This window comes from Streptomyces sp. HUAS MG56 (assembly GCF_058673395.1).
Genome location: NZ_CM178722.1, coordinates 2,300,036 through 2,323,586, shown reverse-complemented (window position 1 = coordinate 2,323,586; position 23,551 = coordinate 2,300,036). Strand labels below are relative to the sequence as shown.

At 71.0% G+C, this 23,551-nt stretch carries 21 protein-coding genes; 6 read left to right on the top strand and 15 right to left on the bottom strand.

Annotated elements, in window-relative coordinates; all coding sequences use genetic code 11:
• Nucleotides 1–755: 755 nt before the first annotated feature.
• A complete protein-coding gene (locus tag AC4OXY_RS11155) occupies nt 756–1,565 on the top strand; it encodes a COG4705 family protein (protein WP_491993811.1) in 810 nt (269 codons plus the stop codon).
• A gap of 108 nt (nt 1,566–1,673) precedes the next feature.
• Here the strand turns inward: AC4OXY_RS11155 and AC4OXY_RS11150 are convergent, their stop codons facing one another.
• The 3 genes from AC4OXY_RS11150 to rpmF form a co-directional block, all read right to left on the bottom strand.
• The gene (locus tag AC4OXY_RS11150) at nt 1,674–2,420 is read right to left on the bottom strand and encodes a class I SAM-dependent methyltransferase (protein WP_491993810.1); all 747 of its coding nucleotides are present in this window, start codon (nt 2,418–2,420) and stop codon (nt 1,674–1,676) included.
• A 99-nt stretch (nt 2,421–2,519) separates the two neighbouring features.
• Nucleotides 2,520–3,701 carry a GTP-binding protein gene (locus AC4OXY_RS11145; RefSeq protein WP_491993809.1) on the bottom strand — a complete coding sequence of 394 codons (1,182 nt, stop codon included), beginning with the start codon at nt 3,699–3,701 and terminating at the stop codon, nt 2,520–2,522.
• Between the two features lie 6 nt (nt 3,702–3,707).
• Complete coding sequence (rpmF, locus tag AC4OXY_RS11140; RefSeq protein WP_491993808.1) at nt 3,708–3,878, bottom strand: 50S ribosomal protein L32; 171 nt, start codon at nt 3,876–3,878, stop codon at nt 3,708–3,710.
• Nucleotides 3,879–3,989: 111 nt separating this feature from the next.
• On the opposite strand from rpmF, the gene AC4OXY_RS11135 reads away from it, so the two are divergent.
• The 3 genes from AC4OXY_RS11135 to AC4OXY_RS11125 are packed head-to-tail and all read left to right on the top strand — an operon-like array spanning nt 3,990 to nt 5,375.
• Nucleotides 3,990–4,325, top strand: coding sequence for an ArsR/SmtB family transcription factor (locus AC4OXY_RS11135; protein WP_266952505.1), 336 nt, complete (start codon nt 3,990–3,992; stop codon nt 4,323–4,325).
• Nucleotides 4,326–4,327: 2 nt separating this feature from the next.
• Nucleotides 4,328–5,059 (top strand): cation efflux transmembrane domain-containing protein, encoded by a 732-nt coding sequence (locus tag AC4OXY_RS11130; protein ID WP_491993807.1) that lies wholly within the window; start codon nt 4,328–4,330, stop codon nt 5,057–5,059.
• Nucleotides 5,031–5,375: a hypothetical protein gene (locus tag AC4OXY_RS11125; protein ID WP_491993806.1), complete on the top strand. Its 345-nt coding sequence runs from the start codon at nt 5,031–5,033 to the stop codon at nt 5,373–5,375. Before AC4OXY_RS11130 ends, AC4OXY_RS11125 begins: the two co-directional genes overlap by 29 nt.
• Here the strand turns inward: AC4OXY_RS11125 and AC4OXY_RS11120 are convergent.
• The 3 genes from AC4OXY_RS11120 to AC4OXY_RS11110 form a co-directional block, all read right to left on the bottom strand.
• On the bottom strand, nt 5,365–6,009 hold the full coding sequence (locus tag AC4OXY_RS11120; RefSeq protein WP_491993805.1) for a polysaccharide deacetylase family protein: 645 nt from the start codon (nt 6,007–6,009) through the stop codon (nt 5,365–5,367). The genes AC4OXY_RS11125 and AC4OXY_RS11120 overlap by 11 nt on opposite strands.
• Nucleotides 6,010–6,253: 244 nt before the next feature.
• On the bottom strand, nt 6,254–6,712 hold the full coding sequence (locus AC4OXY_RS11115; RefSeq protein WP_491993804.1) for a Fur family transcriptional regulator: 459 nt from the start codon (nt 6,710–6,712) through the stop codon (nt 6,254–6,256).
• Between the two features lie 13 nt (nt 6,713–6,725).
• Nucleotides 6,726–7,190 (bottom strand): metal ABC transporter permease, encoded by a 465-nt coding sequence (locus tag AC4OXY_RS11110; RefSeq protein ID WP_491994812.1) that lies wholly within the window; start codon nt 7,188–7,190, stop codon nt 6,726–6,728.
• A 98-nt stretch (nt 7,191–7,288) separates the two neighbouring features.
• Between AC4OXY_RS11110 and AC4OXY_RS11105 the strand changes: the two genes are divergently transcribed.
• Nucleotides 7,289–7,750: a hypothetical protein gene (locus tag AC4OXY_RS11105; protein WP_491993803.1), complete on the top strand. Its 462-nt coding sequence runs from the start codon at nt 7,289–7,291 to the stop codon at nt 7,748–7,750.
• A gap of 652 nt (nt 7,751–8,402) precedes the next feature.
• Here AC4OXY_RS11105 and adh read toward each other — a convergent pair.
• From adh to xylB, 7 genes are all read right to left on the bottom strand, one after another.
• Nucleotides 8,403–9,926, bottom strand: a complete 1,524-nt coding sequence (gene adh, locus AC4OXY_RS11100; protein WP_356023311.1) for an aldehyde dehydrogenase — start codon at nt 9,924–9,926, stop codon at nt 8,403–8,405.
• Nucleotides 9,927–9,982: 56 nt separating this feature from the next.
• On the bottom strand, nt 9,983–11,290 hold the full coding sequence (locus tag AC4OXY_RS11095) for a GAF domain-containing protein (RefSeq protein ID WP_356023313.1): 1,308 nt from the start codon (nt 11,288–11,290) through the stop codon (nt 9,983–9,985).
• Nucleotides 11,291–11,473: 183 nt separating this feature from the next.
• Nucleotides 11,474–12,127, bottom strand: coding sequence for an N-acetylmuramoyl-L-alanine amidase (locus AC4OXY_RS11090; RefSeq protein WP_376288508.1), 654 nt, complete (start codon nt 12,125–12,127; stop codon nt 11,474–11,476).
• 110 nt (nt 12,128–12,237) lie between these two features.
• Nucleotides 12,238–13,251, bottom strand: a complete 1,014-nt coding sequence (locus AC4OXY_RS11085; RefSeq protein ID WP_491993802.1) for an acetamidase/formamidase family protein — start codon at nt 13,249–13,251, stop codon at nt 12,238–12,240.
• 94 nt (nt 13,252–13,345) lie between these two features.
• Nucleotides 13,346–14,830 carry an APC family permease gene (locus AC4OXY_RS11080; protein ID WP_491993801.1) on the bottom strand — a complete coding sequence of 495 codons (1,485 nt, stop codon included), beginning with the start codon at nt 14,828–14,830 and terminating at the stop codon, nt 13,346–13,348.
• A gap of 254 nt (nt 14,831–15,084) precedes the next feature.
• Nucleotides 15,085–16,293: an ROK family protein gene (locus tag AC4OXY_RS11075; protein WP_491993800.1), complete on the bottom strand. Its 1,209-nt coding sequence runs from the start codon at nt 16,291–16,293 to the stop codon at nt 15,085–15,087.
• 34 nt (nt 16,294–16,327) lie between these two features.
• A complete protein-coding gene (gene xylB / locus AC4OXY_RS11070; protein WP_491993799.1) occupies nt 16,328–17,782 on the bottom strand; it encodes a xylulokinase in 1,455 nt (484 codons plus the stop codon).
• 133 nt (nt 17,783–17,915) lie between these two features.
• On the opposite strand from xylB, the gene xylA reads away from it, so the two are divergent.
• Nucleotides 17,916–19,082 (top strand): xylose isomerase, encoded by a 1,167-nt coding sequence (xylA, locus tag AC4OXY_RS11065; protein ID WP_491993798.1) that lies wholly within the window; start codon nt 17,916–17,918, stop codon nt 19,080–19,082.
• A 175-nt stretch (nt 19,083–19,257) separates the two neighbouring features.
• Here xylA and AC4OXY_RS11060 read toward each other — a convergent pair whose 3' ends face one another.
• Nucleotides 19,258–20,589 (bottom strand): SWIM zinc finger family protein, encoded by a 1,332-nt coding sequence (locus AC4OXY_RS11060; RefSeq protein WP_491993797.1) that lies wholly within the window; start codon nt 20,587–20,589, stop codon nt 19,258–19,260.
• On the bottom strand, nt 20,586–23,489 hold the full coding sequence (locus tag AC4OXY_RS11055; protein WP_491993796.1) for an SCO1167/SCO6262 family helicase: 2,904 nt from the start codon (nt 23,487–23,489) through the stop codon (nt 20,586–20,588). The genes AC4OXY_RS11060 and AC4OXY_RS11055 overlap by 4 nt, the downstream gene beginning before the upstream one ends.
• Nucleotides 23,490–23,551: the final 62 nt, after the last annotated feature.

The following is a 23,551-nucleotide window of genomic DNA, read 5'->3' as shown; positions in this document are numbered from 1 at the left end:
GGTCGTAGCCCTTTGATCTCGACATGGCGAACACCTGGGCAACGTCCTGGATGCTCGCGGTACTGCTCCAGGTGGCACGGATGCGCTCGGGACTGAACGCCTCGTGCTGCAATTCGCTGTTCTGGTTCGGCGTTCCTGTCGGCAGTGTCTTTCGGGTTTGGTTGTTTCTGGGGCGGAGAGGAGCGGGGGAGGCGTGGTGAACTGCCATTGATTCGAGGGATCACTGGTTTAGGTAGCCGGTGATTGGCGCGTACCCTGCTTTGCTCAGCGTTGTCTCCATGTGTTCCCGATGACGCATCACGTGGAGTGTGTCGCGATCCTTGAATCGGCCGCCAAGGGCTCTTGACCTGCGATTTTACGTGCGTGCATGATGTGCGGTGTGGGCGTTACGGGCGATATCTTGACGCTCATTTGACGCTCGTCCTGATGAGGTGTCAGGTGGCCTGAAGTGCAGGCCACGGACGCCGCCTCGTTCGGCGAGAAGTGGATGAGCAGGAGCGTTTCATCGCCCAGTGGCTACAGCTGTCGGTTGGTCCGGGTGGTTCCGCAGGGGCTTTGGGAGAAGATCTTCTCCCGGATTCAGCTCCCTCAGCACCTACCGTCGACTGTGCGGGTTGCTCCGTTCGGCTCTGACCGTCTGGCCGAGGTCGGTGCGCCGAGCGATTCTGTCGACAAGCCTCTTCCTACGTGGGGTGCGTCCGACTGTGTGTCACCGCGCGCCTGTGTGTCTAGGAGCTGTGGTGAGCAGGGTTGCTGTGAGCAAGTTGCCGATGGTCGGTGTGCTCTTCTGGACGATCAAGATTGTGGCAACCACGTTGGGTGAGTCGGCATCGAACTTCGTGTCGATGGCGCCCCTGAACCTGGGCTACGCCACCGGCGCCGTCATCTTCCTGGTCGTCTTCGCGCTCACCCTGACGGTGCAGTTGAAGATCGACCGGTTCCAGCCGGTGGTGTTCTGGTCGGTGATCCTGACGACCAGCATCGTGGGCACGGCCATGTCGGACTTCATGAATCGCACCGCCGGGTTGGGCTACGCCGGCGGCGCGGCCGTGCTGACCACCCTTCTGGTGATCGTGCTGATCGGGTGGCGGGCGACCGGGCAGACCATGGACGTGGAGCGCATCGTCACCACCAAGGGCGAGATCCTGTACTGGACCGCGACCCTCGTGTCCAACACGCTGGGTACCTCCAGCGGTGACTTCCTCTCGGACGGTGTGGGTATCGGGTTCCGGGACAGCGCTCTCGTCCTGTCCGGGGCGATGCTGCTGATCCTCGCGGCGCACTACTTCACCCCGATCTCGGGCACGGTGCTGTTCTGGGCGGCTTACGTGCTGACGCGTCCCCTTGGTGCGGTCGCGGAGAACGCTGTGGAAAAGCCCGTCGCACTGGGCGGACTCGGGGTGGGAACCACCATCACCTCCGGCGCCCTGCTGGCTGTGCTGGTGGTCCTGGTGGGCTACCAGCAACTCATCCATCAGCAGAAGACGCGCATGCCGGAGGCCATCCCGCCAACCGGTGGTCGACGCGATCACCGGCCTGGGACGCGCGCCCCGAGCCGCAGGTGACGACCGATGCGCACCCCAGGAAGCGCGCGTATCGAAACGTCGCAATATCGGGTGGGTTCGCGACGGTCACCGCGAAACGGGTGCGGTACGGCATCGCGGGCATGACCGTCAGGCGGCGGCCTGGCGCCGCCTGGGCACGGTGGCCAGGGGGTGGCCGATCCGGTCGTGGTAGTCGAGCAGGGTGCGGGGGGAGTCGGCGAGCTGGTGCGGGCCGGTGCAGGACCACTGCATCTTTGCGTCCACCTTGCTCAGCGCGTCGTGCTGGTCCTGGGTCGTGACGATGCCGGGGCCGGCGGTGTCCAGGGCCAGCAGGGAGCCGGGGAAGCGGTCGGCGAGCAGGCTGACGACATGCCGTACGTCGGCCTCGTCCAGGAACGGCAGGACGGCTTCGGCGGCGAGGAAGCAGGGGCCGGCGGCTTGGGAGGCGACGGTGTCGGTCCAGGCCGGGTCGGTCACCGAGGTGGCGATGGCTGTGCGGCGAGGGGTGTCGGTGAAGAGGGTCCGGCGCAGGTCGATCACGTCGGGCAGGTCGAGGTCGAACCAGCGCGTGCGGCCGTTGTCGAGGCGTTCGTACCGCGTGTTGAGCCCGGCACCGATCTCGACGACAGTGCCGGTGGGGTGGGCAGCGAGGAAGTCCGCGACCCACCGGTCGAACAAGCTGGTACGCAGCACCGCGCCGGTCAGGCTCGGCAGGTTGTCGAAGCGGGCGAAGTCGTAGTCGATCGAGGCGACGATCTCCTCGGCCTGTGCGTCGCGCAGGATCGCGTCCGGCCTCCGGTTGTCCACCGCGCGCCCGTACAGCGGTATCACCAGGGTCTCCTGGACCGTGCCCAGCCGTACACCGTGCTCCGTCATGACTGCCTCCCGATTCGGTGTCCGCATGTGGAGGTACGGGATGTGCCGGGCCGGGCGGTGCCGTGGCTGCGTCCACCGCCCGGCCCGGAGTCTTCGGACTCAGGTCCGCGTGACGAGTTCGGCGTGTTCGTGATCGCAGGTGTCGTCGATGCCGTAGGTGTCCCAGGCGGGGAACGGATCGTCCGCTGGCAGGCTCTCGCCGTCCGCCAGCAGGCAGTCGGTGAGCGCGGCGTGGAGCGCCTCGGCATGCAGATGCGTGCCGATGAAGACCAGCTCCTGGCCTTCCGGGCTGTCGGTGTCCCGGGCGGCGGAGGGCTCGAAGCGGGCGACGGAGCCGGCCTGCGACCACAGTCCCGTCACGTGCGGGCGGCTGGCCAGGGTGAAGAAACCCTTGGAGCGCAGGACTTGCCCGTAGGCGCCACTGTCCATCTCCTCGGTGACGAACGGCCACAACCGTCCGGGATGGAAGGGCAGTTCGGAGCGGAAGACGGTCGAGGAGATCCCGTACTCCTCCGTCTCCGGGACGTGGTCGCCGTTGAGCTCCATGACCCAGCCGGGGGCCCGCCGGGCGCGCTCCAGGTCGAACAGCCGGGTGCCGAGTACGGCCTTGAGATCCACGCGTCCGTGGACGGCGGGAACGATCCGGGCCACCGGGTTCAGGCGGATGAGCGTCGCCCGCAGCCGCTCGGCGGCGGTGTCGTCGACCAGGTCGAGCTTGTTCAGGACGATGACGTCGGCGAACTCGATCTGGTCCATCAGCAGGTCGCTGACGGTGCGTTCGTCGTCCTCGTACTGGTCCAAGCCGCGCTCGGCGAGTTCGTAGCCGTTTGCCAGTTCGGGCAGGAAGTTCGCGGCGTCGACGACCGTGACCATGGTGTCCAGGCGGGCGAGGTCACCGAGGGTGGCGCCGTCGTCGCGGGCGAAGGCGAAGGTCGCGGCGACCGGCATGGGTTCGGAGATGCCGGACGACTCGATGAGCAGGTAGTCGAAGCGGCCTTCGCGGGCCAGCCGGTCGACCTCAACCAGCAGGTCGTCGCGCAGGGTGCAGCAGATACAGCCGTTGGTCATCTCGACCAGGCGTTCCTCGGTGCGCGACAGAGCTGCCTCGCCGCCGCGCACCAGGGCGGCGTCGATGTTGACCTCACTCATGTCGTTGACGATGACCGCGACGCGCAGTCCTTCGCGGTTGCCGAGGACGTGGTTGAGGAGGGTGGTCTTACCCGCGCCGAGGAAGCCGGACACGACGGTGACGGGCAGTCGGCCGCAGGGGCCGGACGGCATCAACGCTCAGCCCTCGGGGCGCAGCAGGCCGAGCTCGTACGCCTTCACCAGCCGCTGCGGTACCAGGTATGACACTCCGTCGACGGTGACCGGCACGAGCGCGGGCGTGGTTGCCTTCCACTGGGCGCGGCGGTGACGGGTGTTGCTGCGGGACATCTTCCGCTTGGGAACGGCCATGGGAATCCTCCTGGTTGGGATGGCGAGTAAAGGCTACATGAAAATGAACACCATTACGAAATGTAGGGTTCATGTTTCTGTGAATTCAGGAATGCGTGTACCGTTGTCGGTGTGCTGACTGTTGCCTCCGACATCGAGGTCCTGGTGCGGTTCGGCCGGGCGCTCGCCGATCCGATCCGCTGCCGCATCCTGCTCGCCCTGCGGGAAGCACCCGCCTATCCCGCCGACCTCGCCGACGCGCTGGACGTCTCCCGCACCAGGCTGTCGAACCACCTGGCGTGCCTGCGTGACTGCGGACTGGTCGTCACCGTCCCCGACGGCCGTCGCACCCGCTACGAACTCGCCGACGAACGCCTTGGCCACGCGCTCGACGACCTGCGCACCGCCGTGGTCGCCGTCGAGGGCGACCGAACGTGCGCCGACGCCGACGACAAAGGGTGCTGCTGACCGTGAGCGCAGAGACATCCGTCTCCCTCGGCCCCGGCCCGGCCAGGCGCGGCGCGCTCGCCAGGGGGATACGGCTGCTGGTCGCCGCGACCATCACCTACAACGCCGTCGAGGCGGCCGTCGCCCTCACGGCCGGGACCCTGGCTTCGTCCACCGCGCTGATCGGCTTCGGCCTCGACTCCGTCATCGAGGTCTCCTCGGCCGCCACCGTCGCCTGGCAGTTCTCCGCCCGCGAGCACGCGGTGCGCGAGGCCCGGGAGAAGACCGCGTTGCGGATCATCGCGCTGTCGTTCATCGCGCTCGCCGCCTACGTCACCGTCGACGCCGCACGGGCCCTGAGCGGCACAGGTGACGCCGCGCGCTCTCTGCCCGGGATCGTGCTGGCTGCCCTCTCGCTCGTGGTCATGCCGGTCCTGTCGGCGGCCCAGCGCCGTGCTGGACGGGAACTCGGCTCCGCATCTGCCGTGGCCGACTCCAAGCAGACACTGCTGTGCACCTATTTGTCGGCCGTGCTACTGGTGGGCCTGGTCGTCAATGCTGTGTTCGGCTGGTCGTGGGCCGATCCGCTCGCGGCCCTGGCCATCGCCGCGGTCGCGGTGAAGGAGGGGCGCGACGCGTGGCGCGGACAGGCGTGCTGCGCAACATCGGCAGCCGTGGCACCCAGCCCCGGCCGGCGGCAGGCGGACGCAACGGATGCCTACGGTTGTGTTTCAGACTGCGACTGCTGCGGTTGACGGAGGCGCGATCCGCTTCGGCACGCCGGCCGAACGCTTTCCCGCGACGTCCTGCGTCGGCCGGGGCAGCGACTTCGCGGCCGTGGCGGTCCGCACCGGCGCCGAGGTGCTCAGTCGGACGTGGGGACCGGGGAGCCACGCCGAGTACGTTCTCGTGCCCGAGACCCAGGTGGTGCTCAAGCCGGCCACGCTCGGCCGGGAAGCGGCCGGGTCGCAGTACGTTGCGGGCGCCACCGCGTTCGCCGCCACCAAAGCGGGTGGCGCGAGCGAGGGCGAGGTGGCGGCCGCCCCGGCGGCGGTGGCGCCTACGGGGTGACGAACTGGTAGCCGGCGTCGAGCAAGCGGGGAAGCACCAGGTGCAGGGCGGCCACTGTCTGGGAGCGGTCGCCTCCGCCGTCGTGTTCGAGGATGATTGATCCGGGATGGGCGTGAGCCATGATCCGCTCGACGATGAGCGAGGTGCCTGGTCGTGACCAGTCGTGGGGGTCGACGGACCAGTCCAGCAGGCGCATGCCCATCGCGCGGCAGGTGGCCAGGGTTGGCTCCGACCAGGCTCCGTAGGGGGCGCGGAAGATCGTGGGGCGCTGGCCGGTGACCTTCTCGATCGTGTCGCTGGTGCGTTCCAGCTGGGAGCGGACGGTCGCTGAGGATGCCCGGGCCAGGTCGGCGTGGGTCCAGGTGTGGTTGGCGATCAGGTGGCCTTCGGCGGCCACCGCCCGCACCAGGTTGGGGTACGCGCTGATGCGGGCACCGACCTGGCAGAACGTGGCGGTTACGGCGTAGCCGTGCAGGAGGTCCAGCACCTGCGGAGTCCATTCGGGGTTCGGGCCGTCGTCGATGGTCAGCGCGATGGCTCGCGGGCCCTGGTGAACGTAGAACTCCGGCCTGCCCGGCAGCTCGACGTGGGCCGGCTCGCTGGCGTGAGAGTCGCCCGGATGAGTGGGCTTCACGATGTCGGGTGCTGACGTCCCTGTGTGTTCAGGCGTACCGCCATGGGCTGTGCAGGCGCTGAGAAACATCAACCCGCCGACTGACAGCAGGGCTCGGCGGGTGACATGCGTACTGCCTGTGTTCTCCATGCCTTTGGTAACTGCACTTCTCCGGAGGGTGGTTGCGCTCTTTGGGGTAAGAACACTGGGGGTCTGATCCACTCGACGTAGCGGGCCCCTGGCCGACATCAGACGGCGCTCGCGTTCAGTGTCGTTCGGCCGTCGCATGCCGTCGGTCGCAGTCCGGGCACACGCCGGACAGTTCCACCGTGTGCCGGACGTTGGCGAAGCCGGAGGTCCGTGCGATGGCGTCGGCCCAGTTCTCCACCGGGCCGGAGTCGACGGGCCGGCTCAGGCCGCATTCGGTGCAGAGGAGGTAGTGGCGGTGGTCGGGGCCGGGGCGGTAGCGGAAGAGGCGTTCGCCGCCGGTGTCGCGGACCATGTCGGCCCGGCCTGCGTCGGCCAGGGCGGTCAGGGTGCGGTAGACCGTGGACAAGCCGACCGGTGTGCCGTCGGCGGCGAGCCGGTTGTGGAGTGACTGGGCGCCGACGAAGCCCTCGGTGCGGATGAGTGCCTCGACGACGACCGTGCGTTGCTGGGTGTGGCGGCCGATCAGAGTGACGTCGGCTAAGGGCGTGGGGGCGGCTGGTCGGTTGCGTTCCATCGGGTGCCTTCGCTCATGTGCCGGTGGGGACGACGGTTCGCGTACGACGACCGGAGGCGAGCCACCGTATGAGGAACGTTGCGGCGTATACGGCCGTGGCGACGGCCATGATGGCGAAGCTCGGCGGCATCCTCGGCACCGCGTACGAGGCGGACAGCCCCGCCCACATCTCCAGTACCGCCAGTGCGGCGGAGAGGGCGAGTGCCCGGTAGGGGCGGTCGGTGAGCCGGATGGCGGCGCCTGCGGGTGCGGCGAGGAGGCCGAGCAGGAGCAGGGAGCCGACCGCCTGGGTGGCCTCGGCGGCGCTGATCCCGGCCAGGGCGAGGAAGCCGTACCCGAGCAGGCGGACCGGTACCCCGCGCGCGGCGGCCACGGCCTCATCCAGCGTCGCGAACAGCAGTGGCCGGGCGATGAGGACCACCAGCAGACCAACCCCGGCGGCCACCAGAGCGGCGATGACCGCGCTGGAGGAGGAGATGCCGAAGATGGACGCGGCGGCGTGTCGGCCCCGTCCAGACCGATCTGCTGCTGTCGCTGGCCGGTGCCACCGTCAACGGGCTCTGCGCCGGCATTGGCATGCCCGCCGTCGACGCGGCGCACCGGCTGCTGCTGCTCGGCGAGGTCCGCGCCCGGCGGCGGGTGTGGGAGCGGCGCGAGGGGGACCTGTGCTCGGGCCCGGACTGCGTACCGCGCACCCGGCCGGCGCGGCACCTGCGCGCCAGGACCCGGCCGCCCGGGCCCGTGGAGCAATGGGAGAGACGGCTGGCGCGGTCCGCCCCGCTCACCGTCGCCGCTGTCCTCGCGCTCAGGGGGAGTCCCGGGCGGGCGGCGGACGCGCTGCTCGCCACCGTACCCAGGGCCGCCCGCTACGGCCGGGAGGCGTTCGCCGTCATGGTCGGACGCGAGCTTGCCCGGCACGGTGTCGTACCGCTCGACCCGTCGGCGCGCTGCCTGCTGCCTGCGGCGCGGGTAACACGCTGCACGCCACGCAGCGGGTCATCGCCGAGTTGGAATTTTGTGACCCACCTCAGGGGATGACAGGCAGTCACTCGTTGTGGGTGAGCGGGGGCTCGAGTGGAGTCACCCACGGCATCCGGTACGTGATCCAGGTCCATGTCCGTGACGGTGACCCACTTGGGTTCGGCCACAGGCAGGCTCGGCTGCTGGTTCCGGAGGTTGACGTCGACGATGTTCCGGAAGCCGGGGGCTACAGCCGCCGCCACGGACAGAGGTGTTGAGGGTGCAAAGCGTGTGCGTCGTCTGCTATGACCCTGCGGGTCGGAAGACATCGGGAGGCGGCGCCTTTGTGCAGGGGCTGTGCGGTTCACCTGATGGGTGACGTCTCTGCGCTACGTGTCCGGGGGACGAATAAATGGTCATCGTGGCGCTGTAGCTGGTTTTTTCCGGCCTGGCCGTCCCCGGTGGGACCGGGCGGATCCCTACCGCCGTCGCTGCCGGGGACGGGTGGCTCGCACCGAACCGTGCATTGTTCGATGCCCTGCCTCCAGCGATTGGCTTGCGGCCTCCAGGTGGCCCGCTGTTTGGTCCGTGACTGGTCCGGAAGGGCGGCTCAGGAAGCCGGCGCCAGCGTGATGAATCGGGCAATTAATGCAAATGGGCCTCGCGTGATGAGGCGAAGGTAAATGGGCTCCGGTGGAGGATTCCCAGCTCAGCGCCCACTTCAAGCACCCTAGAAGAATCCAAGTTTCTTGGGCGAGTAGCTACAAAAGATGTTCTTGGTCTGCTGGTAGTGCTCCAGCATCATCTTGTGCGTCTCGCGGCCGATTCCCGACTGCTTGTATCCGCCGAACGCGGCGTGCGCCGGGTAGGCGTGATAGCAGTTGGTCCACACCCTGCCCGCCTGGATCGCGCGGCCCGCCCGGTACGCGGTGTTGGCGTCCCGCGTCCACACGCCCGCGCCCAGCCCGTACAGAGTGTCGTTCGCGATCTTGATCGCGTCGTCGAAGTCGTCGAACGAGGCCACCGAGACGACCGGGCCGAAGATCTCCTCCTGGAAGATCCGCATGCGGTTGTCGCCCTCGAAGATGGTCGGCTGGACGTAGTATCCGCCCTTCAGCTCGCCGTCGTACTCGATGCGCTCACCGCCCGTCAGGACCTTCGCGCCTTCCTGGCGGCCGATGTCGAGGTAGGAGAGGATCTTCTCCAGCTGGTCGTTGGACGCCTGCGCGCCGATCATCGTGTCGGTGTCGAGCGGGTGACCGTGCTTGATCTGCTTCGTCCGTTCGACCGCCGCCTGGAGGAAGTCGGCGTAGTGGCCACGCTGGATCAGCGCACGCGACGGGCACGTGCACACCTCACCCTGGTTGAGCGCGAACATGGTGAAGCCTTCGAGCGCCTTGTCACGGAAGTCGTCGTCCTGCGCCCACACGTCGTCGAAGAAGATGTTCGGCGACTTGCCGCCGAGTTCGAGCGTGACCGGCTTGATGTTCTCGGAGGCGTACTGCATGATCAGCCGCCCCGTCGTGGTCTCCCCGGTGAACGCCACCTTCGCCACCCGCGGGCTGGACGCCAGCGGCTTTCCCGCCTCGACGCCGAAGCCGTTGACGATGTTCAGCACGCCCGGCGGCAGCAGATCCGCGATCAGGCTGACCCAGTAGTGGATGGACGCGGGGGTCTGCTCGGCCGGTTTGAGGACGACCGCGTTGCCCGCGGCGAGCGCCGGCGCCAGCTTCCAGGTCGCCATCAGGATCGGGAAGTTCCACGGGATGATCTGCGCGACGACCCCGAGCGGTTCGTGGAAGTGGTACGCCACCGTGTCGTCGTCGATCTCGCCGAGCGACCCCTCCTGTGCCCGGATCGCCCCCGCGAAGTACCGGAAGTGATCGATCGCCAGCGGGATGTCCGCCGCCAGCGTCTCCCGGACCGGCTTGCCGTTCTCCCAGCTCTCCGCCACCGCCAGCGGCTCCAGGTGCGCCGCCATGCGGTCGGCGATCTTCAGGAGGATGTCGCTGCGCTCCGCCGCCGGCGTACGGCCCCACGCGGGCGCGGCCTCGTGCGCCGCGTCCAGTGCCCGCTCCACGTCCTCCGCGGTACCGCGCGCGATCTCGGTGAACGGCTGCCCGTTGACCGGCGACGGATTCTCGAAGTACTGCCCGCGTACCGGCGGCACGTACTCTCCGCCGATGAAGTGGTCGTAGCGCGCCTGGTAGGAGACGATCGCGCCTTCGGTGCCCGGCGCCGCGTAACGAGTCATGCTGGTCTGCCTCCTGGTGCAGCGCTGCCCGCCGTTGGGCAGCTGTCGGCGCGAGGCTAGGCGGGCGGACGTTGCAAGTACGTTGCGCCGCCGGTCCGCCCCGGTGCCGGACCGGCCGGAGCCGTCAGCTCGGCCTCCAGCGCGGCGAGCCGGGCCCGCACCGGGGCCGTGGGCCGCACCGCGGCCAGCGCCCGCCACACCACCAGGTCGTCCTCCCCCCAGGGCGCGTGCGCCCAGTCCGCCAACAGGTCCGGGTCGCCGTGCGCGATCAGTGCCGTGCGCAGCCCGTCGGATATCCGCTCTCGCAGCCGTACGATCGCGGGCGCCTGCGAACCGGGCAGCAGCGGGCCGCAGTACGCCTCCGCCGCCGCCGTGACCGCCCCCGCCTCCAGCCGGCGTTCCAGCACGGTGACGTCCGACTCGACGGCCGCCGTGAACCGGTACGGCCGCGAGGCGAGCAGCCCTGGCCCCAACAGCCTGCGCAGTCGGGCGAGTTCGGCCCGCAGCGTCACCGGTGGCACCGACTCGTCGGCGTAGAGCGCGCACAGCAGCTCGTCACCGCTCAGCCCCTCCGGATGCCGGGCCAGCAGCACGACTATCTCGCTGTGCCGACGGCTGAGCCGCGTCCGGCGGCCGTCCAGGACGAGTTCGGCCTCGTCCCGGCCCAGGGCGCTGAGCATCGGGATGTCCGCGGCTCTCAACGGTGGCGTGAGCAGCGCGAGCTGAGCCTCCGCCGCGCGCGCCACCGCCTGCACGAACCCGAGGCTGTGCGGATGTGCGAGCCCGTCACCACCGGTGATGTCCACGGCGCCCAGCACCCGGCCGGTGCGCGGGTCGTGCACCGGGGCGGCTGCGCACGTCCACGGCTGGACCCGGCGTATGAAGTGCTCCGCGGCGAACACCTGCACCGGGCGGTCCACGGCGACGGCGGTGCCCGGCGCGTTGGTACCGACCGCCGTCTCCGACCAGCGCGCCCCCGGCACGAAGTTCATCCCGTCCGCCCTGCGCCGGGTCGCCCGGTGCCCCTCCACCCACAGCAGTCTGCCGTGCGCGTCGCACACCGCCAGCAGATGCTCGCCGTCCGCGGCGAAGGTGCCCATCAGCTCCCGGAACAGGGGCATCACCCGGGCCAACGGGTGTTCCGCACGATAGGCGCCGAGGTCGCCGTCGGTCAGCTCCACGCTGGCGGCACCGTCCGGCCCGACCCCGGCCCGGGCGCTGCGCCGCCACGACTCGGCGACCACCGACCGCACCGGGCGGGGCACCGTACCCGCCGTGGTGAACGTCTCGTGCGCCCGGCGCAGCACACGGACCCGCTCGGCGGGGTCGGCCCCCGGCTCCAGGGCCACCCACGGATCGCTCAACTCGGCCTCCCCGGACGGTGAAAGCGCGTAGATGCGGCTGGGACCATCGTCACTCGCAGTGTTCGTGCGGACAACCTGTTCGACCTCGGTTCGACTCGGCTTCGTCGCTGACCGTGTCTGCCCTGCGGCTCCTCACTGTGGTGGGCTGTGGCGCGCGGCGCTCCGTCCCGGCCCGGTGGGCGACTAGGCGAAATTGACGAGGCGGATGTAGCGGACCCAGTCCCAGTAGGGCCCCGGGTCGGTGTGATCGGTGCCCGGCACCTCGTAGTGGCCGATGATGTGGTCCCGGTCCTTGAGGATGCCGTGCTTGTCACAGACCGCCGCGGTGAGCTTGGCCGACTCCTGGTAGAGAGAGTCGGTGAAATAGGAGGGCTGGTCCACCCATCCTTCGTGCTCGATGCCGATGCTGCGGGTGTTGTAGTCCCAGTTGCCCGCGTGCCAGGCGATGTCGGCCTCGTGCACGCACTGTGCGATGTGCCCGTCCGCCGAGCGGACCAGATAGTGCGCGGACACCTTCTTCTGCGGGTTGGCGAAGATCCCCAGTGTGTTGGTGTACGTCTCCTGCGTGACGTGGATGATCACACGGTCGATCGCGTAGCTGCCGGGGCGGTCGGACGCCGTGTAGTTGGAGCTGCTCGCCGGCTGCCACTCGGCGGGTGGATAGTCGACGGCCTCGGTCTGCGCGCCGGCCCGTGGGTCCGGGAGCAGTGCGTAGGGCACGGCGGCCAGCGCGGCGCCCTTCAGAATCCGCCGCCTCGTGAGGGGCGAGGGGGCCGGGCGCGCAGAGGGTGCCGATCCGGCTGGTTCTTCCGGCTGCACCGAACCGGGCGGGTCCATGTCCATGAGCGGGTGCCTTTCGAGCGTCGTGGAGAGTGGGGGGAGGACGGGGCGGCGGAGGCGGCGGGATCGGGACGACGGGGCCGACGCCTGGAGGGCCGGCGCCGCTGTCAGCCGCGCAGTGTCCGCGCGGTCTCACGCAGCCGCGCGTGCACACCCCGGTACGTCTCGCGCGCGGGCAGCCACTCCTTACGGAGCTTGGCCACGCACGTGTAGTTCGTGTCGCATACGTTGGCCAACGGTGATTCGACCGCCTGGGTTGCGAATTGATACGCGTCCGGCTCACTGAACCCGTAGTCGCGTGCCAGCCACTGCACCAGGTCGAGCTGGGATATCCGGAACGCGTCCTCCAGCGGGCGGGCCGAGCCCGTTGAGATGATGTGAGTGTCCGACTCCAGCCGGGGCCACGGCGTGGCGACGTCCTTGAGAAGGTCCACGATCACCACCGTGTTCATCGCGCACTCCACGGCCACCCCGCAGGTCTCGCCCTCACCCTGGCGTGCATGCCCGTCGCCGAGGCTCAGCAGCGCGCCCTCGACGTTGACCCCCAGGTAGCAGCTGACGCCCGCCCGCATCTCGGGCGTGTCCATGTTCCCGCCGTGCGCGTCCGGGACGAGGGCCGAGCGCACTTCGAGATGGGCGGGGGCGACGCCCACCGTGCCGTGCATCGGGTCCATGGGCAGTTCCACCCGGATGTCACTGTCGCGCGCCTGGAACAGGGCGGTGCGCCGCGTGCGGTCCAGGTGCCAGATCCAGACCCGTTCCTCCAGCGGGGGCTGAAGCGTGGCCGTGGCGTGCGTGGAGGTGAGGGCGCCGAACAGCGGGACCGTCGTCGAGGCGGCCCAGTCGCGAGCCGGTTCGATCGACACGAAGTGCACGGCCACGGTGTCGCCGGGCTCGGCGCCCTCGATGTGGAAGGGACCGGTCTGCGGATTGAGGTAGGGGAACTCACAGACCTCGGAGACGAGGTCCTTCTCGGAGCGGACCCGGCCGGCGAAGCAGTCCTCGGTGTACAGGTCGAGCACAGTGCCGGGCGCGATCCGCGCCACGGGCGCCGCGCCGCCGAACGTCCAGGCGTACTGATCCGGTTCCGGGCGCACGGTGAGGATCCGGGGGTCGGTCATCGTGAAGGGGTCCCTTCTGGCAGGGGCGGTCGGGGAACGGAGGCCTTTGGGGGGCGGCGTCGGTCCGCGCGGCTGCCGAGCGGGCCGGTGGTGGTCAGCCGGACACGGTGCCGTCCTGCCGGTGGCCTTCCGGGGCGTACTGGTCGAGGTGCACCCGCGCGGTCTCGGCTATCCGCTCGGGGTGCCGTCGTATCAGCAGGAGCAGCACCACCACGCCCGCCGCCATCCAGACGCCGACGATCGGGCCGGCGTAGGACACCGGGGCCTTGAGCGGGGTCACGAAGTCGAACACCGGGAGACCGGCGGCCGTCAGCAGGGCCGGGACGAACGCCACGATGCCCAGCACCGGGAACAGCAGATGCCGCACCGGTTTGAGCAGGGCTCGGCCGGCCCGCAGGAAGTAACCGGCGCAGGCGAGGTTCACGACGATGTAGACGCCGACGACGACCGTGACGATCACCGTGGCGAGGAGCAGGAACGCGGTCACCGGGTCGTACGCGAAGCCGAGCCCCAGCACGGCCCCGACCGCCACGACGGTCTGCACCGCGATGCCGGCCACGGGGGAGCGGTGCCGGGGATGCAGCGTGGCGAGCAGCCCGGGCAGGACCCGGATACGGGCCAGGGCGAAGGCCGTGCGGGTCGAGACGTTGGCGCACGCGTTGGCGTTGGCGATCGCGGAGTTGATCACCGCCAGGAACACCAGCACCCAGAAGAGGCCGAAGGAGGCCCGGGCGACACCGTCCCAGGACGCTTCGCCCGAGGCGCCGAACTTCGTGAAGCGGTCCGGGCCGTAGTAGACCGTCATCGCATAGGTCGTGATCACGTAGAACAGACCGATCCCCAGAGCCGCCCCGAGCACCGCGCGGTGCATCGTCCGTCGGGGGTCACGCGTCTCCTCGGCGAGCGGCGCCGCCGCCTCGAACCCGGAGAAGGCGAGCACCGTGTAGACGGATCCGGCGAACACGCCGCTGAACCCGGCGTACCCGTCGGCGGTGTGCGAAGTCCCGAACACCGACAGGGTGTTGGCGCTGCCCGCCTTGCCGATGAGCAGGACCGCGAACACGAGGAAGACGAGGATCTCGAAGACACCGAGGACCGTCCCGAAGCGGGCCGAGGCCCGGACGCCGAGGTATCCGGCGACGGCGATCACGGCCGCACCGGCCAGCGACCACGGCCACCAGAGGTCGGCCGGACACGAGGCCCATTCCTCATGCAGCGTGCCGGCCGCCGTGAAGCCCAGCTGCAGAAGCAGCAGGGGCGGGACCAGCGCCTCCACGAAGACGTAACCCCAGCCGACGAGGAAGCCGACGGCCGGATGCAGCCCCCGCGCCGCATAGGTGGCCACCGAGCCCGCCGCCGGTAACTCCCGGGCCAGCTCGGCCACGCACGATGCCGTGAACAGGCAGGCCACAAGCGCGATCAGCACCGCCAGTGGCAGACTGCCACCCGCGAAGGCGGCGCCGGACGGAATCGACGCGGCCACCGCGGCGGCCGGCGCCATCGCCGTGACGCTCTGGAACAGCACCTCGCGCAACCCGATGGCGTCGTGCCGCAGAGCCTCGGTCCTCTCCCCGTGCATGCGTGTCCCCCGATGCGTGTCAGCCCGATGCCACCCGACGTGTGTGAAGTGCCGTCATCTCGCGTACGCACCAGATCCATGACGAATCGTTGGCAGCGTCTCGCGTGAATCACGGTACGGCGCGGACGGGGCGGGCAGAAGGGCTCGCAGCGGATCCGTGGACAGCCTGCTGCCTGTGGAAAACTCCGTCACCCGATCGGGTGAATCCTGGCTCGGAAGATCGCCGCGACGGTACTGACGCGGTGCCGATACGGTCAGGACCGCTCGGCCACCACGGCCGGGTCGTCCAGCACGGAGCGGACGACCGAGTGCGCCGCACCCAGCAAGGGGCCCTCCGGCCCCAGCCGCGAGACGGTCACCGGGCAGGCCGGGCCCGCGGTACGGCCCGTCAGTTCCGCCTCCAGGGACGGCAGCAGCCAGGGGGAGAGGCCGGCCAGGGCACCGCCCAGGACCACGGTCTCGGGATCGAGCAGGTTCACCGCTCCGGTCAGCGCGATGCCGAGCGCCGCTCCCGCGTCCCGCAGAGCCGCCCGTACGTGCTCGTCGCCGTCCTCGGCGCGCCCCGCGAGCAGGCCCACCCGGTCCTCGCCCGGCTCCAGTCCGGCCGCGCGCAGCACCGCCTCCTCGCCGGCGTACTGCTCCAGGCACCCCCGGCCGCCGCACGGGCAGGGCGGCCCGTCCGGTCGTACGGGTATATGGCCCAGCTCGCCCGCGAAGCCCCGGGTGCCGCGCAGCAGCCCGCCGCCCACGACGACCGCGGCACCGATGCCGATCTCGGCGGACACATGCAGGAAGTCGCGCGGGGTGTCCTCGCCGAGCCACAGTTCCGCGAGGGCACCGTAGTTGGCCTCGTTGTCCACGGTCAGCGGCCATGCGCCGGGCAGCAGGGCACCGATGTCGGTGTCGTGCCAGTCGAGGTTCGGGGCGCGGACGACCGTACGGCCGTCCCGGGCCACGAGTCCGGGGACGGCGACGGCGAGCCCGGCCGGCCAGAGTTCCTCGCGCTGTGCCTCCGTGACGACCCGGTGCGCCAGTTCCGCCAGCTCCGCGGCCACTGCCTCGGGCGCCCGGCCCCCGTTCGCCCCGCGTCGCACGGCCCGGGAGCGGACCGTGCCGCGCAGGTCGACCGCGCACACCGCGAGATGGTCGACGCCGATCTCGGCGCCGATCCCCGCCGGACCGCGGCCGCTCACCGCGAGCGCGGACCCGGGCCGGCCGACCCGTCCCGGCCGCTCCGGCCCCAGCTCCTCCAGCAGCCTCCAGCGGATCAGCTCGTCCACCAGCGTCGACACGGCCGCCCGCGTCAGCCCGATGCGCGAGGCCACCGCGGCCCGCGACAACGACCCCTCGGCGCTGACGGCGTGCATCACGCGGGCCAGATTGCGCCGGCGCATGCCCTGCTGGGTGTCCGGCAGGGTGCGCCCGGAGCCCGGCGGGCGGGCCTCGTGCAGCGGTGCGGTCATGCCTGCGTCGATCCTCGCTGTCCGCCGCCCGGCGTCACGCCTGCGGCCCGGTGTCCGTCCCCCGCTCCAGCAGCGGGGCCGCGTCGGAGAGTACCCCGGTGATCCGTTCCAGCGTCGCCTCGTCCCGCTCCACCGCCTCCAGCACCGGACCTGCGGCCGTGTTCCAGCGGCGTGCCACGGCGGCCGGGTCCTCGCCGGTGAGCAGCCCGGCGGCCTGTGCGGCGGCCCCGAGGGCGACCAGTTCCCGCGCCTCGGGCACCTGGACCGGCCGCCCCGACAGCCGCAGTACCGTCTGCTGCCAGGCCGTCCCGCGAGCTCCGCCGCCGATCAGCAGCAACGGGGTGCTGCGGTCCGCGTCCGGGTCCAGGACCAGGTCGAGGGCGCCGAGCAGCGCGTGCACGGCGCCGTCGTACGCGGCCTGGAGCAGCTGCCCGCCGGTCGTGTCGTGGCGCAGTCCGTGCAGCAGCCCGGAGGCGTGGGGCAGGCTCGGGGTGCGCTCGCCGTCCAGATACGGCAGCAGCGTCACGGTGCCGCCGGGCTCGACGGCGTCCCGGTCCAGGCCCAGCAGGGCCGCGACACGGTCCACGGCGAGCGTGCAGTTCAGGGTGCACGCCAGTGGCAGCCAGTCCCCGTGCGCGTCCGCGAAGCCCGCCACTGTGCCGGTCGGGTCGGCCGGGCGGCGCCGGGAGACGGCGTAGACCGTGCCGGACGTGCCGAGGCTGAGCACCGGGGCGCCCGGCCGCAGACCGAGACCCAGCGCAGCCGCCGCGTTGTCGCCGGTGCCCGGGGCGACCAGCGTGCCCTTGGAGAACGGCAGGTCATGGCTGTCGCGCACGGTGCCGGCCACCTCGCCCGGCCGCACCACGCGGGGCAGCAGCGCCGGGTCGAGCCCGATGTGCACGAGGGTCTCCTCGTCGTAGCCTTCCGTCCCGGACGCCCACCAGCCGGTGCCCGAGGCGTCGCCGCGGTCCGTCGTGCCCTGTCCCGTCAGGCGCTCGGTGAGGTAGTCGTGGGGAAGCCGTACCGCGCGCGTGGCGCGCACCGCCTGCGGCTCGTGCTCGGCGAGCCACGCCCATTTGGTGACCGTGAACGACGCGCCGGGCACGCTGCCGGTGCGCTCCGCCCAGGCCTTCGGCCCACCCAGTTCCTCCACCAGCCGGCGGGCCTGCGGCGCCGAGCGGACGTCGTTCCACAGCAGCGCGGGACGCACCGGCTCGCCGCGCTCGTCCAGGGTGACCAGGCCGTGCTGCTGGCCGCCGATCGACACCGCCGCCGCCTCGTGCGCCGCGTCACCGCACTGGCGCAACGCCTCGCACAGCGCGCCCCACCACTGACGCGGATCACTCTCGCGGCCCGCGCCCGAGGACACGGTGTGCGGTGCCTGGCCGCTCGCCACCACCTGCCCGGTCGACGCGTCGACGACCAGTGCCTTCGTGGACTGGGTGGATGTGTCCACGCCGACGACGAGCGGACCTTCGGATGCTGACATCGGGCTCTCCTCTTCCGCGGCTCTGCGGTATCTGCATCTTGTCTCTTCCCAGAGGTGCGTGCGCATACTAATTTGTAAACCGCCATGACGAAATAGTCGTCACGCAGCAAGAACGCAGCAAGGGAGCCGCGGCATGAGCTACCAGCCCACCCCCGAGGACAGGTTCACCTTCGGCCTGTGGACCGTCGGCTGGCAGGGAAGGGATCCGTTCGGCGACGCCACCCGCCGTGCCCTCGACCCGGTCGAGACGGTCCAGCGCCTGGCCGAGCTGGGCGCCCACGGGGTGACCTTCCACGACGACGACCTGATCCCCTTCGGCGCCTCGGACACCGAGCGCGAGTCGCACGTCAAGCGGTTCCGCCAGGCTCTGGACGCCACCGGTATGACGGTCCCGATGGCCACCACGAACCTCTTCACGCATCCCGTGTTCAAGGACGGCGCGTTCACCGCCAACGACCGCGACGTGCGCCGCTACGCACTGCGCAAGACCATCCGCAACATCGACCTCGCGGTCGAACTGGGCGCGAAGACCTACGTCGCCTGGGGCGGGCGCGAGGGCGCCGAGTCGGGCGCCGCCAAGGACGTGCGCGCCGCCCTGGACCGTATGAAGGAGGCCTTCGACCTGCTGGGCGAGTACGTCACCGCGCAGGGCTACGACCTCCGCTTCGCCATCGAGCCCAAGCCGAACGAGCCCCGCGGCGACATCCTGCTGCCGACCGTCGGCCACGCCTTGGCCTTCATCGAGCGCCTGGAGCGCCCCGAGCTGTACGGCGTCAACCCCGAGGTCGGCCACGAGCAGATGGCCGGCCTGAACTTCCCGCACGGCATCGCGCAGGCTCTGTGGGCGGGCAAGCTGTTCCACATCGACCTCAACGGACAGTCCGGCATCAAGTACGACCAGGACCTGCGGTTCGGCGCCGGTGACCTGCGGTCGGCGTTCTGGCTGGTCGACCTGCTGGAGAGTGCCGGTTACGAGGGACCGCGCCACTTCGACTTCAAGCCGCCGCGGACCGAGAATCTGGACGGTGTGTGGGCGTCGGCTGCGGGCTGCATGCGCAACTACCTGATCCTGAAGGAGCGTGCGGCCGCCTTCCGGGCCGACCCGGAGGTCCGGGAAGCGCTGCGCGCTTCGCGCCTGGACCAGCTGGCCCAGCCGACCGCGGCCGACGGCCTTCAGGCCCTGCTCACCGACCGTACGGCCTTCGAGGACTTCGACGTGGAGGCGGCGGCCACCCGCGGGATGGCCTTCGAGCGCCTCGACCAGCTGGCGATGGACCACCTGCTCGGAGCGCGCGGCTGACCGTTCGCACGCGCGCGTGCCCTTGCCGGGGCATGAGAAAGGGCTGGGGAGCGCAGCCGCATCACACGCTGTTCTCCCCAGCCCTCGCCCATCGCCAACATGGTCCGACCGGCCACGAGGTCGATGCCGGAATCGGGAGCTCGCCGGATCGTGGCGATGTCGTGGTGACGGTGCCTCAAAACTCCTTGCTATCCAGGGACTTCACCTCGGCATGCTCCACGCGCGGCGTGGCCTCCGTGCCCGTGTCGAGGCGAGCCACGGTCAGAGCCGCAGCCGGATCGCGGTCGGGCCCGCCCGCCGGGATCCAACGGCCGCCGCCGTCGCGGTACGGCCACCAGCGGCCGTCGGGGCCGAGACGCAGCTGAACTCCTTCGCCGGGCACGGTCCATCGGTTGCCGTTCCGGTCGAACGACGGCTGCTCGTCCGCCTCCCAGGCCGCTTCCAGCGCCACACGCGCGCGTGCGAGCGCCGCATCCCGCACCGGCCACACGTCGTCCAGCACGGCCAGGGCCGCCGCGCCCCCGGCGTGCCAGGCCCGGACGGCGGTCAGCAATCCCTCGCGGCCGCGGCCGGACCTCTCGGCGAGCCGGTCGGTGACCGAGCCCGCAGGCGCCGCGCAGGCGAGGCGTACGGCGTCCTGTGCCGCTGTCAGGGCGGTGCCGTCCCGCACGTCGCCGCGAAGGGCCTCTGCCAGCAGCCGGTACGCCTCCACAGCGGTGCGGTCCGCCAGGTGCTCCAGTGCCACAGGATCGATCCCGGGCGCCGCGGCCGCCCCGGTGCCGAGACATGGTGGGGTACCGGGTACCGCGGGAAGCCCGGGCAGCTCGGGGAGCGGGGGCAGGATGTCACCGGCCGCCCATGACTCCGCCGCGTCCACACCCTCGGCCGCGCGCGCGTCGGTTTCCGACAGGGACGCGGAAGCGCTACCGCGCCCTTGCAGCTCCGCGAGGAAGACCTCCCGCTCCCGCCCGCGCAGCAGCAGGAGCAGAAACGGATCTTCGTCCAGCAGGCGCGCCACCTGGTGGCACAGCGCGGCGGTGTGCCCGCAGTGGTCCCACGTTCCGCAGTCGCACTCCGGCTCCAGATCGCCGAGGCGCGGCAGCAGCTCGATTCCGCTCACCGTGGCATCCTCGATCAGATGTGGCGGCAGCTCCCGGTCGAGCAGTGCCGCCATGTGCCCGGCCTGCTCCACGGCCACGTCCAGGAACCGGGCCCACTCCTCCTCGGACAGCTCCGGCAGCAGCACGTCGGCCCGGTGGGCCGCGCCGCCGGGCTCGCGTACGACGGCGGTGACCCGGCCCGGCCGTACGGTCATCGCGCCCACGCCGCCCGCGCGCGCGAGCCGGCGCCCCGCCGCGACCGCCGCGTTGTCCAACGCCCCGTCCTCCAGTGCTCGCAGCCAGGAGCGGCCCCACCAGGTCCGTGCGAACGCCTGCCCGCGCGCGGGCGGTTGCGTGGCGAACGTGCGCCCGGCCACGCGTGTGTGCTTCTCGTCGTAACGGTTCATCGCGCCTCCCCGCGCAGTTCCACCAGCGCCGCCAGTTCCGTGTCGGTCAGCTCCGTCAGTGCTGCCTCACCGGTGGTGAGCACCGCGTCCGCCAACTCCCGCTTGCGGGCGAGCATCTCGGCGATCCGGTCCTCCAGAGTGCCCTCGGCGATCAGCCGGTGGACCTGTACCGGACGGGTCTGCCCGATGCGGTACGCGCGGTCGGTGGCCTGCGCCTCGACCGCGGGATTCCACCAGCGGTCGTAGTGCACGACATGGTCGGCCCGCGTGAGGTTGAGTCCCGTCCCCGCGGCCTTCAAGGACAGAAGGAAGACGGGCACTTCACCCTCCTGGAAGCGCCGGACCATCGCCTCACGAACGGTGACCGGCGTCCCGCCGTGCAGCAGCAGCGAGGGCACGCCACGATCCGTCAGATGCCGTTCGAGCAGGCGGGCCATGCGCACGTACTGCGTGAAGACGAGCACGCCCGAACCCTCCGCGAGGATCGTGCCGAGCAGTTCGTCCAGCAGCTCCAGCTTTCCGGAGCGCCCGGTGAGCCGCGGTTCGTCCTCCTTGAGGAACTGCGCCGGGTGGTTGCAGATCTGCTTCAGGCCCGTCAGCAACTGCACGATCAGACCCCGGCGGGCCATGGCGTCGGCGGCCGCGATCCGGTCCAGTGTCTCGCTGGCCAACGCCTCGTACAGTCCCGCCTGTTCGGGGGTGAGGGCCACGGGGCGATCGCTCTCGGTCTTCGGCGGCAGCTCGGGAGCGATGCCGGGATCCGACTTTCGCCGCCGCAGCAGGAACGGCCGCACGAGCTTCGAGAGCCGCCGCGCGGCGGCCGGGTCGAGACCTCCCTCCACCGGATGCGCATACCGCGCGCGGAAGGCACCGAGCCGGCCGAGCAGGCCGGGTGTCGTCCAGTCGAGGATCGCCCACAGTTCCGTGAGGTTGTTCTCCACAGGGGTGCCGGTGAGCGCCACACGCGCGCGTGCGCCGATCGAGCGCAGTGCCCGCGCGGTCGCCGCGTAGGGGTTCTTCACGTGCTGAGCCTCGTCGGCCACGACCAGACCCCAGGGCACCTTCGCGAGCCGCTCCGCGTCGAGGCGCATGGTGCCGTATGTGGTGAGCACGAACTCCCCGGACACGACGGAGCCGAGATCACGCCCGGGCCCGTGGAACCTGCGCACCGCCACACCGGGAGCGAACCGCTCGATCTCGCGCTGCCAGTTGCCGAGCAGGGAGGCCGGGCAGACCACGAGCGTCGGGCCGGCGGACGAGCCGTCCGTCTGCCGGTACAGATGCAGCGCGATCAGTGTGACGGTCTTGCCGAGGCCCATGTCGTCGGCGAGGCAGCAGCCCAGACCGAGGGAGGTCATACGGGCCAGCCAGTCGAGGCCGCGCAGCTGGTAGTCCCGCAGCGTGGCGGACAGGCCCGGCGGAGGGCCGACGGCGCGTACCGGCTCGGGGTCCGTGAGCCGCTCCCGGAGCTGTTCCAGCCACCCCGTCGAGCGCACGTCGACCAGTCGGCCGTCGACCTCCGTCGACCCGGTCAGCGCGGCGGCCAGCGCCTCGACGGGAGCGACCGAGCGCTCCTGCCGGGTCCGGGCGTCGTTCGCCTGCCGCGGGTCGACCAGGGCCCATCCGTCGTGCAATCGCACCAGGGGCCGTTTGGCCTCCGCGAGCCGGTCCAGCTCCGCCCGGGACAGCTGCCGCCCGCCCAGCGTGAAACCCCAGGAGAAGCCGACGGAGGCGTCTGCGGCGAGGAATGTCGGGGGAGCCGGGGCATCCCCTGGGGCGGACGTGTCGTCGTCCGGCGGACCGACGGTCGCGTGCAGGGTCAGGTCGCGCGACAGTTCCTTCGGCCAGTGCACGTCGACGCCCGCCACGGCCAGCGCACGGCTGCCCTCGCCCAGCAGTTCGGCGATCTCGTCGTCGGCGAGGTCCACGGCGTCGGGCACGGCGGCGGTGAGCATGGGCGTCAACGGCGGCCAGGCGCGGACCGCGCGGCGCAGCGCCAGCAGCGCGTCCGCACGCGCGCGTGTGCCGAACGACTCGTGTCCCTGGCCGGTGCCGCTCCACAGACCGGTGGCGTCCATGACGTCTGGCGCCCCGCTCGGCCCGTGTACTTGCAGCACCGCATGGAACCGGACCCGGCCGTCGTCCTGCTCAGCGGCACGGTCGAGCCCCGAGACCTCGACACGCAGCGACAGTCGTATGCCGGCGTCGTGGGCGGCGGCGATGTCGTCCGCCCAGGACCGCAGCTCGGGCAGGCGCTGCGGCTCGGGCGTCGCGTACGCCGGACCGCCGGTCACCCAGGAGGCCGCGGGAGAGCGTGGGAGCACATCGGCGACCGCGTCCAGGAACGCCCGGAGCAGCCGTTCCGGGTCGGGCAGCCGGGCCGGCTCCGTGGCGGTGAGCGGCACTGCGTGGGCCTCCGGGGGCATGCCGGCCGCGAGTTCGCGGACCAGCTCCGCGTCCCGTGCGGACAGTGGGCCCACCCGCCAGGCGTCATGATCGCCCGGGGACAGGCCCGGCAGCAGCAGTCCGCGCGCGAGGAAGTGCAGGGCCAATCCGCGGGCAGCTTCCCAGAAGCAGGCCGAGCGATGCCCCTCCGGCAGTGCACGCGCGCGCGTGAGCAGCGGGAGGGCATCTTGCACGGGGAGCAGGACCGCGGGGGTGCGGACCCGTTCGACACCGCCGTTCTCGGTGGGCAGTACGACGTCCAGCTCCGTAGTGGAGCCGCCGGGGACGGCAGGCGGAGTCTCACCGTCCCAGTGCCAGAAGGCGAAACTCCCCGCTCGCGCCGGGTCGGACGGCAGGAACACGGCGCAACAGCGGGCCAGTTCGGAGAGTTCTGAGGGGGGTGCCGTGGGGATGGTCTGCACAGCTCTGCCGCACTCCTCAAATTTGACTACCATGGATGGGGTGCCCGACGGTACAGCACGCCGTGGGCGCACCCCGCACGCCGACGTCGTGATCA